The organism is Saccharothrix sabaoui (genome assembly GCF_051756985.1).
Lineage (GTDB): Bacteria > Actinomycetota > Actinomycetes > Mycobacteriales > Pseudonocardiaceae > Actinosynnema.
On the sequence record NZ_JBPKJK010000025.1, the window covers coordinates 26,177 to 40,675 of the forward strand.

Annotated in this window: 16 protein-coding genes and 1 tRNA gene; 8 read left to right on the plus strand and 9 right to left on the minus strand. The window is 73.4% G+C overall.

All coding sequences use genetic code 11. The features are described 5' to 3' along the window. Positions 1–37 precede the first annotated feature (37 nt). Positions 38–114, minus strand: a tRNA-Pro gene (locus ACR807_RS10345). A 43-nt stretch (positions 115–157) separates the two neighbouring features. Then, a complete protein-coding gene (locus tag ACR807_RS10350) occupies positions 158–1,117 on the minus strand; it encodes a metallophosphoesterase (RefSeq protein WP_438921024.1) in 960 nt (319 codons plus the stop codon). Between the two features lie 64 nt (positions 1,118–1,181). Between ACR807_RS10350 and ACR807_RS10355 the strand changes: the two genes are divergently transcribed. Beyond that, entirely contained in the window at positions 1,182–1,649 is a 468-nt protein-coding gene (locus ACR807_RS10355; protein ID WP_438921025.1) for a GatB/YqeY domain-containing protein, read from the plus strand. A gap of 626 nt (positions 1,650–2,275) precedes the next feature. Here ACR807_RS10355 and ACR807_RS10360 read toward each other — a convergent pair. Beyond that, a complete protein-coding gene (locus tag ACR807_RS10360) occupies positions 2,276–4,759 on the minus strand; it encodes a transglycosylase domain-containing protein (protein ID WP_438921026.1) in 2,484 nt (827 codons plus the stop codon). 258 nt (positions 4,760–5,017) lie between these two features. Here ACR807_RS10360 and ACR807_RS10365 point away from each other — a divergent pair, with 258 nt between their 5' ends. Next, on the plus strand, positions 5,018–5,308 hold the full coding sequence (locus ACR807_RS10365; protein WP_106616446.1) for a WhiB family transcriptional regulator: 291 nt from the start codon (positions 5,018–5,020) through the stop codon (positions 5,306–5,308). A 9-nt stretch (positions 5,309–5,317) separates the two neighbouring features. Here the strand turns inward: ACR807_RS10365 and bagB are convergent, their stop codons facing one another. From bagB to ACR807_RS10380, 3 genes are read right to left on the minus strand one after another with little or no spacing between them, the layout of a single operon-like run. Continuing rightward, positions 5,318–6,430 (minus strand): ATPase BagB, encoded by a 1,113-nt coding sequence (bagB, locus tag ACR807_RS10370; protein WP_438921027.1) that lies wholly within the window; start codon positions 6,428–6,430, stop codon positions 5,318–5,320. Continuing rightward, on the minus strand, positions 6,427–7,419 hold the full coding sequence (bagA, locus tag ACR807_RS10375; RefSeq protein WP_438921028.1) for an ATPase BagA: 993 nt from the start codon (positions 7,417–7,419) through the stop codon (positions 6,427–6,429). The genes bagB and bagA overlap by 4 nt, the downstream gene beginning before the upstream one ends. Positions 7,420–7,474: 55 nt before the next feature. Next, positions 7,475–7,726: a hypothetical protein gene (locus ACR807_RS10380; RefSeq protein ID WP_438921029.1), complete on the minus strand. Its 252-nt coding sequence runs from the start codon at positions 7,724–7,726 to the stop codon at positions 7,475–7,477. Between the two features lie 141 nt (positions 7,727–7,867). On the opposite strand from ACR807_RS10380, the gene sp36 reads away from it, so the two are divergent. Genes sp36 through ACR807_RS10400 form a run of 4 tightly spaced genes read left to right on the plus strand, consistent with a single transcriptional unit; the run spans position 7,868 to position 10,557 of the window. Beyond that, positions 7,868–8,023, plus strand: a complete 156-nt coding sequence (gene sp36, locus ACR807_RS10385; RefSeq protein ID WP_306744357.1) for a Sp36 family protein — start codon at positions 7,868–7,870, stop codon at positions 8,021–8,023. Beyond that, complete coding sequence (locus ACR807_RS10390; protein ID WP_438921030.1) at positions 8,020–8,478, plus strand: RidA family protein; 459 nt, start codon at positions 8,020–8,022, stop codon at positions 8,476–8,478. Before sp36 ends, ACR807_RS10390 begins: the two co-directional genes overlap by 4 nt. A 1-nt stretch (position 8,479) precedes the next feature. Beyond that, positions 8,480–9,082, plus strand: a complete 603-nt coding sequence (locus tag ACR807_RS10395; protein ID WP_438921031.1) for a hypothetical protein — start codon at positions 8,480–8,482, stop codon at positions 9,080–9,082. 38 nt (positions 9,083–9,120) lie between these two features. Further along, positions 9,121–10,557 (plus strand): hypothetical protein, encoded by a 1,437-nt coding sequence (locus tag ACR807_RS10400; protein ID WP_438921032.1) that lies wholly within the window; start codon positions 9,121–9,123, stop codon positions 10,555–10,557. A gap of 84 nt (positions 10,558–10,641) precedes the next feature. On the opposite strand, the gene ACR807_RS10405 is transcribed toward ACR807_RS10400, so the two are convergent. Next, positions 10,642–11,547: a Gfo/Idh/MocA family protein gene (locus tag ACR807_RS10405; protein WP_438921033.1), complete on the minus strand. Its 906-nt coding sequence runs from the start codon at positions 11,545–11,547 to the stop codon at positions 10,642–10,644. A 118-nt stretch (positions 11,548–11,665) separates the two neighbouring features. Then, complete coding sequence (locus ACR807_RS10410; protein WP_438921034.1) at positions 11,666–12,022, minus strand: hypothetical protein; 357 nt, start codon at positions 12,020–12,022, stop codon at positions 11,666–11,668. Positions 12,023–12,091: 69 nt separating this feature from the next. On the opposite strand from ACR807_RS10410, the gene ACR807_RS10415 reads away from it, so the two are divergent. Together ACR807_RS10415 and ACR807_RS10420 are read left to right on the plus strand one after the other, a co-directional pair. Then, positions 12,092–12,856, plus strand: a complete 765-nt coding sequence (locus ACR807_RS10415) for an NUDIX hydrolase (protein ID WP_438921068.1) — start codon at positions 12,092–12,094, stop codon at positions 12,854–12,856. Then, positions 12,853–13,608: an MBL fold metallo-hydrolase gene (locus tag ACR807_RS10420; protein WP_438921035.1), complete on the plus strand. Its 756-nt coding sequence runs from the start codon at positions 12,853–12,855 to the stop codon at positions 13,606–13,608. The genes ACR807_RS10415 and ACR807_RS10420 overlap by 4 nt, the downstream gene beginning before the upstream one ends. A gap of 248 nt (positions 13,609–13,856) precedes the next feature. Here the strand turns inward: ACR807_RS10420 and ACR807_RS10425 are convergent, their stop codons facing one another. Next, a complete protein-coding gene (locus tag ACR807_RS10425; RefSeq protein ID WP_438921036.1) occupies positions 13,857–14,321 on the minus strand; it encodes a hypothetical protein in 465 nt (154 codons plus the stop codon). Positions 14,322–14,499: the final 178 nt, after the last annotated feature.

Sequence of the window (14,499 nt, forward strand, 5' to 3'; positions counted from 1 at the left end):
CAGGGCCGGTATGTCTTAAGACATACCGGCCCTGACCTGGTCGGGGTGACAGGATTTGAACCTGCGACCTCTTCGTCCCGAACGAAGCGCGCTACCAAACTGCGCCACACCCCGGTCCCGCTCGCCCGACCGGTCACCCGCTCGAACGAGGAGAACTCTACCTGACGTTCCCACCCACTCCGAACCGGGTATCCCTTTTCGCGTCCGACCCGCTCTGACCTGCGTCAACCGGACGCGGCACCAGGGTGAGCAGGCTCGCCTCCGGCGGGCAGGCGAAGCGCACCGGCGCGTACGGCGACGTGCCCAAGCCCGCCGACACGTTCAGCCACGTGTGCGAGCCCCAGCGCGACACGCCCCGCGCCCGCGACCGGTCCAGGTCGCAGTTCGTCACCAGCGCGCCGTAGCCCGGGATGCGCAGCTGCCCGCCGTGCGTGTGACCCGCCAGCACCAGGTCGTAGCCCTCGGCGGCGAACGGGTCCAGCACGCGCGGCTCCGGCGAGTGCGTCACGCCCAGGCGCAGCGGCACGTCCGGCAGCGGCCCGCTGATCTCGTCGAACCGGTCCCGCTTGAGGTGCGGGTCGTCCAGGCCCGCCGCGAACACCTCCACCCCGTTCACCACGAACGAGTGGCGCGTGTGCGTCAGGTCCAGCCAGCCCCGCTCGACCATCGCCGCGCGCAGGTCCCGCCACGGCAGCGGGATGCCGTGGATGCGCTTCGTCTTCGCCGACGGCAGCAGGTAGCGCGCCGGGTTCTTCGGCCGCGGCGCGTAGTAGTCGTTGCTGCCGAACACGAACACACCCGGCCGGTTCAGCAGCGGACCCAGCGCCCGCAGCACCGCGGGCACCGCCTGCTTGTGCGCGAGGTTGTCCCCGGTGTTCACCACCAGGTCGGGCTCCAGGTCGTCCAGCGCCGCCACCCAGCGCTGCTTCGACGCCTGCCCCGGCATCATGTGCAGGTCGGAGAGGTGCAGCACCCGCAGCGGCGACGAACCGGGCGCGAGCACCGGCACGGTGGCCTCGCGCAACGTCCAGTGCCGCCGCTCGACCCCCGCCGCGTAGGCGAGCGCGGTGGCGCCCAGGGCGGTCGTGGCGAGCAGTGATCGGCCGAGCGTGTTCACGAGGTCGAGGGTAGGGGGTTAACCGATTCGGGCCGACGGGGGCCTTTCGGTACCGTTCGGCCTCATGGCGGAGCTGAAGGCACGGTTGCAGGCGGACCTCACGGCGTCGATCAAGAACCGGGAGACGGTTCGGGCGGGCGCGCTGCGGATGACGCTGGCCGCCGTGACCACCGAAGAGGTCTCCGGCAAGGCGGCGCGCGCGCTGTCCGACGACGAGGTGCTCAAGGTCATCACTCGCGAGGTGAAGAAGCGCAAGGAGGCCGCCGAGGCGTTCGGCGGGGCGGGGCGGGTCGAGCAGGCGGAGCTGGAGCGGCAGGAGAGCGCCGTGCTGGAGGCGTACCTGCCCGCGCAGCTGTCGGACGACGAGCTGGTGGCCCTGGTCGACGCGGCCGTGGCGCAGGTGACCGAGCAGATCGGCGAGCAGCCGGGCCAGCGCCAGATGGGGCAGGTCATGAAGATCGTGAACGCCCAGGTGGCGGGCCGCGCGGAAGGCGGCCGGGTCGCCGGCGCGGTGCGCGCCAAGCTCGCCTGAGACCGGGCCTGGATCGCACCCGTACACACGATCGGGTGATCGATGTACGTAACCGCGATCTCGGCCATCGGTTGAAGACGAAGCGGAACCCCGAGACCACCACCCCTGCCGACCAACTGGCCGCCGACACACCCGGAGGACGACCCGCACCAGGCCGACCCACACCAGAGGACACCCGCCGAGCCCGGAGAGCCCCAGGAAGCCCACAGGCACGCCCAGGGCACGGGTGCGGCCGGGGTGCGGGGCGGAGTGCGGGCAGAGCCGGGTGTGGCGAGGCCGCGGCAGCCGGAGCGGGTGTGGCGCGAGCGCGCCGCCGGTCGAGGCGGGACGGGACGGGTGCGGGCGAGCCCGGCGCGGCGAGGGGAGTGGAACGCGACCCGGGACGGGTGCGCCACGAGCAGCGCACCCCGGGCGAGGCGGGCTGAGCGGGCGCGGGCAGCGCGCCGCGGGCGAGACGGCGCGGGCTGAGCGCCGTGAGCAGCGCGGTGCGGGTGGGGCGTGCGCTGAGCGGCGCGGAGCAGCGGGGCGTGGCGCGGAGCAGCGGGGCGTGGCGCGGGCTGAGCGGCGTGGGCGGGGCATGCGTGCGTGCGCGGGTGACCGGCTGGGGCACCCGCGCACGCGGGAGATCAGCGGCCGGGGGGCTCGATCGGGATGGTGATCTGCGGCGGCTCGCCCGGGCGGCCCGGTGGTTCGCCGGGTTGGCCCGGGTTCGGCTGGCCTGGCGCGGGCTGGCCGGGTGCCGGTTGCCCGGTGGTCGGCTCGACCGGCTGCGGCGGGGGGACGTAGCCCGTCGAGACCAGGAGGGTCACCACGGTGCCGCGCAGCGCACTGCCCCGCGGGGTCTGGCCGACGACCTGGCCCTTCGACTGCTCGGAGTTGCGGTTCTGCACCGACACCTTGTACCCCGCCTGCTCCAGGGTCCGGGTGGCGTCGTTGACGTTGCGCCCCACCACGTCCGGCACGCGGATCTCGCTGCCGCCCTTGAGGTAGCGCTCCTCGACCGGCGGCAGCGGCTTCACCGGCAGTCCTTCGTGGACCTTCGTCATCGTGTCGAACCAGGTGCGCGCGGGCACCGTGCCGCCGTAGATGTCGCCGCTGCCGCACAGCCTCGGCGGTCCGGCGTTGACGCAGATGCCGCGGGGGTTCGTCCCGTCGTTGAACGTCTGGACCGCGCCCGCGAAGTCCGGCGTCGCCCCGATGAACGCCGCCGACTTGTACTCCTCCGTCGTCCCGGTCTTGCCGAGCATCGGCCGCCCCCACTTGAACTGCCGGGCCGCGGCGGACGCCGTGCCGGCGCCCTGGTCGTCCTTCGACATGCCCGCGGCCAGGCCGTTCGCCAGCGGCTCGGCCACGACCTGCTCGCACGGCGCCTCGTTCACCGGCACCGGCTGCCCGTTGCGGTCCAGCACCTGGCCGACCGGTGACGGCGGGCACCACACGCCGCCGCTCATGATCGTCGCCGCCACGTTCGCCAGCTCCAGCGTGGACACCGGCGCGGGCGACAGCGTGAACGACGCGTTGCCGCCGTTGGACTTGTAGAACTCGGTCTGCGAGATCCGCAGCTGCCGGTCGCGCGCCTTGGGGTCCGGTCGCACGCCGCCGATGTTGGTGGCCATCGTCTCGCGCATCCCCAGCCGCGACGCCATGTCCACGACCGGGTCCATGCCGAGCTGCTCCTCCAGGATCACGAACCCGGTGTTCGGCGAGGTCTGCAACGCGGTCTGCAACGACATCTGCGGCGGGTACGTGGACGACGCGTTGCCCAGGCAGTACCAGCGGGTGTTCGGCTCGCCGGTCGGCGGGCACTTGTCGCCGCCGCCCTTGAACACGCGCGACACGTACGAGTTGGGCGTGGCGATCGTGTTCTCGATGCCCATGCCCTTCTCCAGCGCCGCCGCGGCGGTGAACACCTTGTAGATCGACCCGGCGCCGAACTTGTTCTCCACCCCGGACGGCAGGTCGAACTGGGTCTGGAACTGGTCGGCCTTGAGCCCGTAGTCGCGGTTCGCGACCAGTGCGACCACCTCGTGCCGTTCGCGTCCTGGCCGCACGACCGCCATCGCGTTGGCGATCCCGCCGGTCGACTTCGCCACCTGCGCCTCGGCGGCCTGCTTGGCGTGGGACGTGATGGTGCGGTCCAACGTGGTCCGCACGGTGTAGCCGCCGGTCTTGAGCTGCTCCAGGCTGAACCCGTTGCGCTCCAGGTAGTTCACGACGTACGAGCAGAAGAACCCGTTCTCGGGTCCCGCGCCGACGCACCCGTTGGGCGGTGTCCGGACCGGGCTGGCGATCCCGAGCGGTTCGGCCTTCGCCGTCTCCGCCGCGTCCCGCGACAGCTTGTCGTTCTCGACCATCTTGTCGATGACCTGGTTGCGCCGCACCAGCGCCTTCTCCGGGAACACCTCCGGGTTGAGCGCGGACGGGCTGTTCACCATCCCGGCGAGCATCGCCGACTGCGCGACGGTCAGCTTGTCGGGCGTGGTGGCGAAGTACGCCTGGGCCGCCGCCGCGATGCCGTAGATCGTGGAGCCGAACGGCACCACGTTCAGGTAGCGGGCGAGGATTTCCTCCTTGCCGAGTTTGCGTTCGAGCTGCAAGGAGATGCGCGCTTCACGGGCTTTTCGCGCAATCGTCTGCTCTTGCGCCTTTTGCTGTTCGACCTGGTTGTTCCGCGCCACCACGTGCACGAGGTAGTTCTTCACGTATTGCTGGGTGAGCGTGGAGGCACCCTGCGTCACGGCACCGCTGAACTGGTTGGTCAACCCGGCGCGGATCGTGCCCTTCCAGTCCACGCCCTGGTGCTCGTAGAACCGCCGGTCCTCGACGGAGACCAGCGCGGCTTTCATGGTGGGCGAGATCTTCTCGGGCGGAACGAGCACCCGGTACTGGTCGTACAGGTAGGCGATGGGCGCGCCGTCCTTGTCCGTGATCGTGGAGACCAGCGGCGGGTCGGTCGTGACCAGGTCCGCGGAGATGCTGTCCACCGTGTCGCTGGCTCTGTTCGACACCATCCCGAGCGAGCCCACGACGGGGAACAACAGACCTGCCAGCAGCACTCCGGCCAGCAGGCACAGGCCAAGCAGTTTCAGCACGCCGTTCCTGGCTCGCATGCCGGTGAGCGTACGCGGCACCCAAAGAGGTGATCGAGATCGCGCACAGTTGATTACACAGGATGAGTACTCGTACTCAAGACAGGTAACAGGTGGGCAACCCAGGGTTGGAGGTGGAACCAGAAGGCTCTACAGTCCGTCACTGTCCACGACAGCAGCCGACGGCGCAGCCACTCGTTGGTGGTGAGCCTACGGCATCCGCGGCAGGGGTGTGGCGGATTTAGGAAGTCTGGGCACAGGGGAACTGAGGTGGGGGCTATGCAGCAGGGGGATTGGCGTATCAAGGCTTCGTGCCGCGACGAGGAGCCGGACCAGCTCTTCGTCAGGGGTGCGGAGCAGCGCAAGGCCAAGGTGGTGTGCCTGGGTTGCCCGGTGCGCACCGAGTGCCTCGCGGAAGCCCTGGACAACCGGATCGAATTCGGTGTGTGGGGTGGAATGACGGAGCGTGAGAGGCGGGCGCTGCTGCGGCGGCGACCCGACGTCACCTCCTGGCACGAGCTCCTGGACACGGCACGCCAGGAGCACCACGAGGAGTCCAAGGTCGGGTAGGGGCGGTTCCTACTCGCCCGCGAGCCGCCGGCCGATCTCGTGCAGGCCGTCCAGGTCGTGCACGTCGGTCGGCAGCGCGGGCACACCGACCAGCGGAACGCCGGGGTGCGCCCGGGTGAACCGCGCGAGCAGTCGCTTCTCCCGATCGGCGACGGCCACGCGGTCCGCGTGCACCCGCAGCACCGCGGCGGCCAGCGGCGCGTCCCCGGCGCGCTCCAGCCGGTCCGCCGCCGCCAGCGCGCCCGGTGCGGGCAAGGGGGCCAGCACCGGGTGCGTCCGGTTCGCCACCAGGCCGGTCAGCGGCATCCGCTCCGCGCTCAACCGCTCGACGAAGTAGCTGGCCTCGCGCAGCGCGTCCGGTTCGGCCGCCGCGATCACCAGGAAGCCCGTGCCGGGTGAGCGCAGCAGGTCGTAGGTGGCCTGGGCGCGCTGCCGGAAGCCGCCGAACATGCTGTCGAACGCCTGCACGAACGTCGACGCGTCGTTCAGGAGCTGGCCGCCCACGATCGTCGACACGGCCTTGGTGAACAGGCCGAACCCGGCGCCGACGATCTTGCGGATGCCGCGCCCGCCCGCCCGGGCGGGCGCCGACAGCATCTTGATGAGCTTCCCGTCGAGCACCGTCGACAGCCGCTGCGGCGCGTCCAGGAAGTCCAGCGCCGAGCGGCTCGGCGGCGTGTCCACGACCACCAGGTCCCAGTCGTCCTGCGCGACGAGCTGCCCCAGCTTCTCCATCGCCATGTACTCCTGCGTGCCGGAGAACGACGTGGAGATCGTCTGGTAGAAGGGGTTGGCGAGGATCTGCTCGGCCCGCTCCCGGCCCGCGTGCTGCCACACCATGTCGTCGAACGTGCGGCGCATGTCCAGCATCATCGCGTGCAGCTCGCCGTCGAAGTCGCCCTCGACGCGCCGCGGGTTGTTGTCCAGCTCCCGCAGGCCCAGCGACTGGGCGAGCCGCCGCGCCGGGTCGATCGTCAGCACCACCGCCCGCCGGCCGCGCGCCGCCGCCCGCAGGGCCAGCGCCGCGGCCGTCGTCGTCTTGCCCACCCCGCCCGAGCCGCAGCACACCAGCACCCGCGTGCCCGGGTTGTCCAGCAGCGCGTCCACGTCCAGCCGGTTCACCGCACACCCCGCCCGACCAGCAGTTCCGCCAGCTCGTACAGCGCGGCCACGTCCACCCCGTCGGTCAGCTCGGGCAGCTCCACCGACGGCAGGTCCGACTCGGCCAGCTGCTCCTTGGCCCGCTGCTCCGCGAGCACCCCGGCGGCGTGCTCGACGGCCTGCTCGACCAGGCCCTCCAGCACGTCGGCGTCCACGTCCAGCCCGGCGGCGGCCAGCCCGTCGCGCACCCGGTCCGCGTCCACCCGGCCCGCCGCGGCGGCGGCCACGGACCGCGCGGGCAGCCTCGGCGGCCGCACCCGGTTCACGAACACCGCGCCGGGCCGCAGGTCGGCGGCGTCCAGCTCGGCGACCGCCTCCAGCGTCTCGCGCACCGGCATCTCCTCCAGCAGCGCCACCAGGTGCACCGCCGTGTCGCCCGAGTGCAGCAGGTTCACCACGCCGTCGCTCTGCCCCTTGATCGGCCCGACCTTCGCCAGGTCGGCCATGGCCCGCGTGACGTCGAGGAACCGCACCACGCGGCCGGTCGGCGGCGCGTCCAGCACGACCGCGTCGTACTCGTGCCTGCCGTTCCTGCCGACCCGGCGCACGCACTCCTTGACCTTGCCGGTGAGCAGCACGTCCCGCAGGCCCGGCGCGAGGGTCGTGGCGAACTCGATCGCGCCCATCTTCTTCAGCGTCCGGCCCGCGAAGCCCAGGTTGTAGAACATGTCGAGGTACTCCAGCAGCGCCGCCTCGGGGTCCACGGCCAGCGCCCGGACCTCCCCGCCGCCGGGCGCGGACGCGATGCGCTCCTCGGAGTAGGGCAGCGGCGGCCGGTCGAACAGCCGCGCGACGCCCTGCCGGTTCTCGACCTCCACCAGCAGCACCCGGCGACCGCCGGTGGCCAGGGCCAGCGCCAGCGCCGCGGCGACCGTCGTCTTGCCGGTCCCGCCCTTGCCCGTGACGACGTGCAGCCGCGCGCGGGTCAGTTCGTCGGTCCAGCCGTTCACCAGGTCAGCCTAGGCGCGGACCACCGCGGGCCGCTGGGCGAGGGAGGCCGCCGCGTCAATCCCACATGGTGACGAACACCACTGCGATGGCGGTCGCCGCGACCACGCCCCATGCCACCACCGAGGGCAGCACGTAGGCGATCAGCACCGCCACCACGGCCACCGCGACCGCCCCGATGCCCGCCGCGCGCCACACCTGCGACCGCACCGCGCCCTTCCGGTCCCGCGTCAGCGCCATGGCCACCAGGACCATCACCAGCCCGCCCAGCAGGAACGAACCGGTCGCCACGATCCGCCACGTCTCCACACGAGCAAGTTAGCGCTTGGTGACGGGGCCGTCACCTGCGGAAACCGCAGAAGTGCGTGAACCCGACGGGAAAATTCCAGCTCGCGCGACCTGCGAGCGGGCGCGGGCGAGTACTCCGGGTGTCCGGCTAGGCTGCCCGCCATGCAGACGTGGGAGTACGCGACCGTCCCGCTGTTGATCCACGCCACCAAGGCGATCCTGGACCAGTGGGGCCAGGACGGCTGGGAGCTCGTAACTGTCCTGCCCAACCCCAGCGGTGAGCAGCACGTCGCCTACCTGAAGCGGCCGAAGGCATGAGCTGGACGGCCCGCCTGGCCGAGCTCGGCGTGGCGCTGCCCCCGGTCGCGGCGCCCGTCGCCGCGTACGTGCCCGCCGTCCGCAGCGGCCGGCACGTGTTCACCTCGGGCCAGCTCCCGTTCGTCGACGGCGCGCTCGCCGCCACCGGCAAGGTCGGCGGCGACGTCAGCCCCGAGGAGGCCAAGGCGCACGCCCGCACCTGCGCGCTCAACGCGCTGGCCGCCGTGGACGCGCTCGTCGGCCTGGACTCCGTGGTCCGCGTCGTCAAGCTCGTCGGGTTCGTCGCCTCCGCCGAGGGCTTCACCGGCCAGCCGGCCGTCGTGAACGGCGCGTCCGAGCTGATCGGCGAGGTGTTCGGCGACGCCGGGCGGCACGCGCGGTCGGCCGTCGGCGTGGCCGAGCTGCCGCTGGGCGCGCCCGTCGAGGTGGAGCTGATCGTCGAGATCGGGGAGTGAGATGTCCGACACGTGCCACGAGCTGCTGCTGCGCCTGGCCGGGAGGCTCCCCGACGACGTCCTGTGGCGGTTCCGCGACTGGGCCGCGACGGACGCCGTCCTGGTCCTCGCACGCGCCCTGCCACGCACGTTGCTGCACGACCGGATCGGCCTGACCGACCGCGAGCAGGCCCTGCTCGCCGACGCCCTCGTGCCGCACGGCGCCGACCGGGCCACCATCAGTTCCATCAGGGGACTGGACGAACTGCCCGATCCCGGCTACACCTTCACCCCGGAATCACCCGATCGGGTGCTGATGGGTGATTCCGCGACCGTGGTGCTCGGGGCGACCCTGCGCGGTCGCCCCGGGGTCGGCGAGGTCCGGTCCACGTGGCGGCTGGGCGGGGACGGGACCAGGAAGCTCGTCCTGGTCGCCGCCACGACCGGGTGCGCCCGGCTGGCCGGCGAACTCCAGCGCGTGCTGCGGGCGCTCGGCGAGCACGACCCCCTCGTGGAGGTCCTGCCCGTCGGACTTGACCTGCCGCCCTACCACCGGGCGGCGTTGGCGGCCTCGGAACTGGTGTGCACCGGCGCCGAGGCCGACGGGCACCTGGTGCCCGTATAGAGCTCGTCGCTCCCGCGCGGGCCGGAAGGAGAACAGGCGTGACGAACGACGGAGTGGGACTCCCCGTCCGTTTACACGACCTCCTGTTGTCGTTGGCCGGACGGGTCGACGACGACGCGTTGACGCAGGCCCGTGAGCTGCTCGCGGTCGCCGAGCTGGACCGGGCCGTGGAGCTGCTCGTCGGCTGCCTGCTGGCCGGTCGCATCCCGGTGTCCACGGAGGAGCGTCGCGAGCTCGGCTGGCTGCTGGGCGAGGTCCGCTCGGACCGCGCCCTCGCCGACCGGCTGTTCGCGGTCGAGCAGGTGCCCGTGCCCCGGCACCGGTTCAGCGCCGAGTCCGACCCGGCCGACGGCCTGGGCGACGTGCTCGGCAGGACCGTGTCGGCGCTGCCGGACGTGCGCGGCGTGCGCGCCACGTGGCGGTCCACCCCGGCCGGCGCGACACCCGGCCCGCTGCCGCAGCGGGTCGTCCTGGTCGACATCGGCCCCGCCGGGTTCGCCCCCGCCACCGCGTACCGGGTCGACACCGTGCTGCGGAAGGCCGGCATCCGGGCCGTGGTCGAGGTGCTGACCGTGGGCACGCCGCTGGGCGAGTACCACGCGGCCGCGGTCACCACCGCCCGCGAGGTGTTCTTCGCGTCCGGCTCCACGACACCGGGACCACCGCCCGATCCCGGCACGTGGTTCGACGGTGACATGTCGGGCCAGGCACCGGTGGTCGAGCCGGAACCGGTGCCTGTCGAACCCGAGAACGGCTCCAAGTCCCGTCGTGCGCGCGTCGACTCGTACGAGGGGGCGCAACCGTTCCCGCCCAAGCCGGTCAAGCGGCTGCCGGTGCGCGAACCCACCGACGAGCCGCAGGGCGACCACCGGGTCGAGCCGCGTGCCGACTCGCGGGCGGAGTCGCGCGCCGAGTCCCGGTCCGACTCGCGCGTGGAGTCGCGGTCCGACTCGCGTGCCGAGCCGCGACCCGACTCGCCGGCCGAGCCGCGTGCCGACTCCCGGGTCGACTCGCGGACCGACCCGCGGACCGACCCGCGGACCGACCCGCGGACCGACTCGCGGGTCGACGACCTGCTGGGCGACGGTGGGCGGGGCGAGGAGGTGCGCGTCACCGACGCCGCGCCGCCCGAGCCCGCGCCCGAACCGGTCGTGGAGGAACCGCGGGGCCTCACGCCCCCGGTGACGCCGCTGCCGCTGTCCCTGCCCGACGACCACCCGCTGTCGCGGTCCGAGGTCACCACCGAGCTGAACCCGGACGACCTCGCCGCGCTCCAGGCCGCCCTGGCCGAGGGGCAGGCGCCGGCGTCCGTGCAGCTGCCGCCGACCGTCGACGCCAAGCTCAGCGACCGCGAACGCGCCCTGCTCCAGCAGCTCCACGAGGAGCTGGCGCAGCGCGAGCAGCAGTCCTGGCCCGGCGGACCGGAGTTCGTCAACGGCGTGCCCAAGCCGAACAACGGCAAGTACCCCGGCTAGCGCGCCCGCGCGGCAGCCCGGCCCCGACGTCCGCGCCCAGCGGCCGGGAGGGCCGGGCCGCCGCCCACGCCGTCCCGCGGCCCCTCACGCCGTTCCGGCGTCGCCCCCGGCCCTCCGCCGCGCCAGGTCGATGACCCGCTGGAGGTGCAGGCCCCGGCGGACGTCCAACGGGTGCCGCGCCGTGCCGCTGTCCACCATCGCCACGAAGTCGTCCAGCAGGTTCGTGAAGCACTGCACCGCGCTCGTGCCCCGGTCGGCCAGCACGCGGTGACCGTGCTCGCCGTACACCGCCACCTCCGAGACGCCCGGCGTCAGCGGCAGCGTCATGCTCAACGCGGCCGAACTCGTCGCGCCGCCCTCGTGCCGGAAGACCACCTGCCACACGCCGTGCTCCGACCGGTCCGCCGCCACCACGTCCGTGATCGTCCCCAGCGCCGCGTCCAGCAGGTCGAACGCGTGCGGCCCGACGTCGTCCAGCGGGCCCCGCTCGTGCCGCCACGGCGAGTGCGAGAACGGGCCGTCCAGCAGCGCGCCCGACAACCAGCGGGCGCTGCCGCCCACCCAGCCGCCCACCCGCGCCAACTGCTCCAGCTGCTCCCGGGTCTCCGGCGCGTACCGACGGGTCAGCACGACCAGCGAGGCCACCCCGTGCCGCTCCACCGCGTCCGCGAGCCGCTCGGCGTCCTCCAGCGTCGCGGCGATCGGCTTCTCCAGGACCAGGTGCTTGCCCAGCTCGGCGGCGCGCGTCGCGATCGGCGCCTGCACCTCCGGCGGCACGGCGAACGCGACCGCGTCCACCTGCTCCAGCAGCTCCTCCGGCGTCGCCGCCGTGCCCGCGCCGTAGGTGCCGGCCAGCGCGGCCGCCGCCTCCCCGCGCCGGGCCCACACCGCCGCCAGGCGCGTCCCGGGGTGGTCGGCGATGCCCGGCGCGTGCACCCGCTCCGCCCACGGACCCGCGCCGATCAGTCCCACGCGCAGCTGTTCGTCCACGCCGGCCACCCTAACTCCCACCCGCCCCCGCCCCCGGCCGGTGATCACCACCCAGGCCGTCACCCGACCCGGGCTCGGCCGTCACCGCCCGGCCTTCACCGGGCCCCGGGCTCGGTCGTCACCGGCCACCGAGGTAGTCCTCCTCGGGCACGAAGATCCGCCTCCCGGTGCCGAAGCGCAGCTCCACACCGCCCTCCTGCCGCACCACCTCCGGCTCGGTCCCCCACCCGCCCGGGACCGCCACCACGAACCCGTGGTCCTCCGCCCGCCCGAGCCACACCTCGTGGTCCGTGCCGCCCAGCAGCCGCGACTCCTCCTTCACGTACACGTTCGGAGTTCCCTCGTACGTGTGGATCGTCTCGCTGGTCGGCAGGAACAGGACCACGGCCGCGACGGCCGTCAGACCGGTGCCGATCACCCCGCCCGACCCGAACAGCAGGACGTTGACCAGGCAGCCCTTTTTCGCGGTGTCCACAGCGGGTGATCCTCGTCGTAGGCTCGGTCCGTGCGCGAACTACCCGACGAACTGGTGCTGCCGGCCGAGATGGCCCCGTCCACCTTCACCGGCCCGCCGGCCGAGCCCCGCGACGCGGCGACCGTCGTGCTCGTCCGCGACGGCGACCGGGGGGTCGAGGCGTTCCTGCTGCGCCGCGTCGCCGCCATGGCGTTCGCGGGCGGGATGACCGTGTTCCCCGGCGGCGGGGTCGACCCGCGCGACGCCGACGCCTCGGTCGCGTGGAGCGGCCCCCCACCCGGGTGGTGGGCCTCGAAGTTCGCCTGTTCGCCCGAACTCGCCACCGCGCTCGTGTGCGCCGCGGTGCGGGAGACGTTCGAGGAGTCCGGCGTGCTGCTGGCCGGGCCGTCGGCCACCACGGTCGTCGCCGACACCGGCCCGTACGCGGCGGCGCGGGCCGCGCTGGTGGCGCGGGAGCTGTCGTTCGCGCGGTTCCTGGCGGACGAGGGGCTCGTGCTGCGCGCCGACCTGCTGCGACCGTGGGCCAACTGGGTGACCCCGCCCGAGGAACCGCGCCGCTACGACACCCGGTTCTTCGTCGCCGTGCTGCCCGAGGGGCAGAGGGCGGACGGCGCGACCACCGAGGCGTCGGACGCGGTGTGGCAGCGGCCGGCCGACGCGCTGGCCGACTGGGAGGCGGGCCGCCGAGCCCTCATGCCACCCACCTGGGTGACCCTCTCCGAGGTGAACGACCTCGGCTCCGTAGCGGCCGTCCTGGCCGAGCCGCGCGAGGTCGAGAAGATCATCCCCAAGATCGTCCGCGACGGCGACGTCCTCCGGGTGGTCCTGCCGTGAGCGCCGAGTACGGGGTGCTGCGCCGGGTCACGCCGTTCGCGTCGGTCGTCCTCGCGGAGAACCCGGGGATGATGACCCTGGAGGGCACGAACACGTGGGTCCTGCGCGCGCCGGGCGCCGAGTCGTGCGTCGTGGTCGACCCGGGCCCCCTGGACGAAGGCCACCTGAACCGCGTGGCCGCGCACGGCCCGGTCGACGCCGTCCTCCTCACCCACGGCCACCCGGACCACTCGGAAGGGGTGAGCGCCTTCGCGCGGCTCGTGGGCGCCCCCGTGCACGCCGCGGACCCGAGGTTCGCCACCGCGCCGCTGGCCGGCGGCGAGGTCGTCACCGGCGGCGGCCTGGAGATCACCGCCCTGGCCACGCCGGGCCACACCGACGACTCGTTCTCGTTCCTGGTCGGCGACGCGGTGCTCACGGGCGACACCATCCTGGGCCGCGGCACGACGGTGCTCGACGGCAGGCTCGCCGACTACCTCGCGTCCCTCAGGACCCTCGCCGACCTGCCGGGGGGCACCGCGGTGCTGCCCGGCCACGGGCCCGAGCTGCCGGACGTCGTCGCCGTCGCCCGCGCCTACCTGGCCCACCGCGAGGAGCGCCTGGCCCAGGTCCGCGCGGCGGTCGAGCGGCTGGGCGGCGCGCCCACCGCGCGCCAGGTCGTCGAGCTCGTCTACGCCGACGTGGACCGCTCCCTCTGGCCCGCGGCCGAGTGGTCGGTGCGGGCCCAGCTCGACTACCTCGCGGGCACCTGACGCGCGGGTGCCTGACGCGCGGGTGCCTGACGCGCGGGTGCCTGGGGCGGGCCGGTGGTGGCGGTCGGTGGTGGGCCGGCGGGGTCGGTGGTGGGGGTGGGCTGTTCGTCCTCCGGGGTGTGTCGGCGGCCGGCTGGTCGGCAGGGGTGGTGGTCTCGGGGTTCCGCTTCGTCTTCAACCGATGGCCGAGACGGCGGTTACGTACATCGATCACCTGATCGTGTGTACGGGCGACCGATGACCACTGGTCAGACCGTTGTCCGGATCGGGACGACCAGGTAGGTCAGCTCCATCCCGTCCTCACCCGCCTGCGACGTGAGCACGGTGGACCGCAGCCCGTCCTGGATGCGCAGCTCCACGCGCCGCCCGCTGAACGCCGTCAGCGCGTCCGCCAGGTACCTGGCCTGGAAGGTCTTCGTGATCCGGCTGCCGTCGATCGTCGCCTTGACCGACTCCGACCTCGACCCCGGCCCCTCCGGACCACCTGACCGCGGGTCGCCGCCGCGCACGCGCAGCTCGCCGTCGTCGACCTGGAGCGTGACCGAACCGTGCGGCCCGGGGTGGGGAACCGCGCGGCGCACGGCGCCGGCCAGCGCGTCCGCCTCCACCAACACCGTGCTGTCGATGACCGCCTCCAGCAGCTTCCTTGTCCGAGTCGTGCGGGGAACGGGGTTGCCGGCGGCGCCGTGCCGGCGCGAGGTCGTCAAGTGCACCCGCCGGTACACACGGTAGCGAAGTGAGCGCCGTTCGGTAACGATCCGTCCCGCTTGGTCCCGGAGGTGAACGGTCCGGGGCTGAGCGCGAGGACGCACCCGCGCACCCGCGCGCCGGTGATCGGGTGCATGCGGCGAACGCTAGACCCGACCACCGACATTCTCGCCCACCGACGTG

Coding starts and splice junctions, on each gene's coding strand:
- ACR807_RS10395 (WP_438921031.1), top strand. CDS start 8,480: ATGTCCGACACGTGCCACGAGCTGCTGCTGCGCCTGGCCGGGAGGCTC.
- ACR807_RS10355 (WP_438921025.1), top strand. CDS start 1,182: ATGGCGGAGCTGAAGGCACGGTTGCAGGCGGACCTCACGGCGTCGATC.
- ACR807_RS10365 (WP_106616446.1), top strand. CDS start 5,018: ATGCAGCAGGGGGATTGGCGTATCAAGGCTTCGTGCCGCGACGAGGAG.
- ACR807_RS10360 (WP_438921026.1), bottom strand. CDS start 4,759: ATGCGAGCCAGGAACGGCGTGCTGAAACTGCTTGGCCTGTGCCTGCTG.
- ACR807_RS10415 (WP_438921068.1), top strand. CDS start 12,092: ATGGCCCCGTCCACCTTCACCGGCCCGCCGGCCGAGCCCCGCGACGCG.
- sp36 (WP_306744357.1), top strand. CDS start 7,868: ATGCAGACGTGGGAGTACGCGACCGTCCCGCTGTTGATCCACGCCACC.
- ACR807_RS10390 (WP_438921030.1), top strand. CDS start 8,020: ATGAGCTGGACGGCCCGCCTGGCCGAGCTCGGCGTGGCGCTGCCCCCG.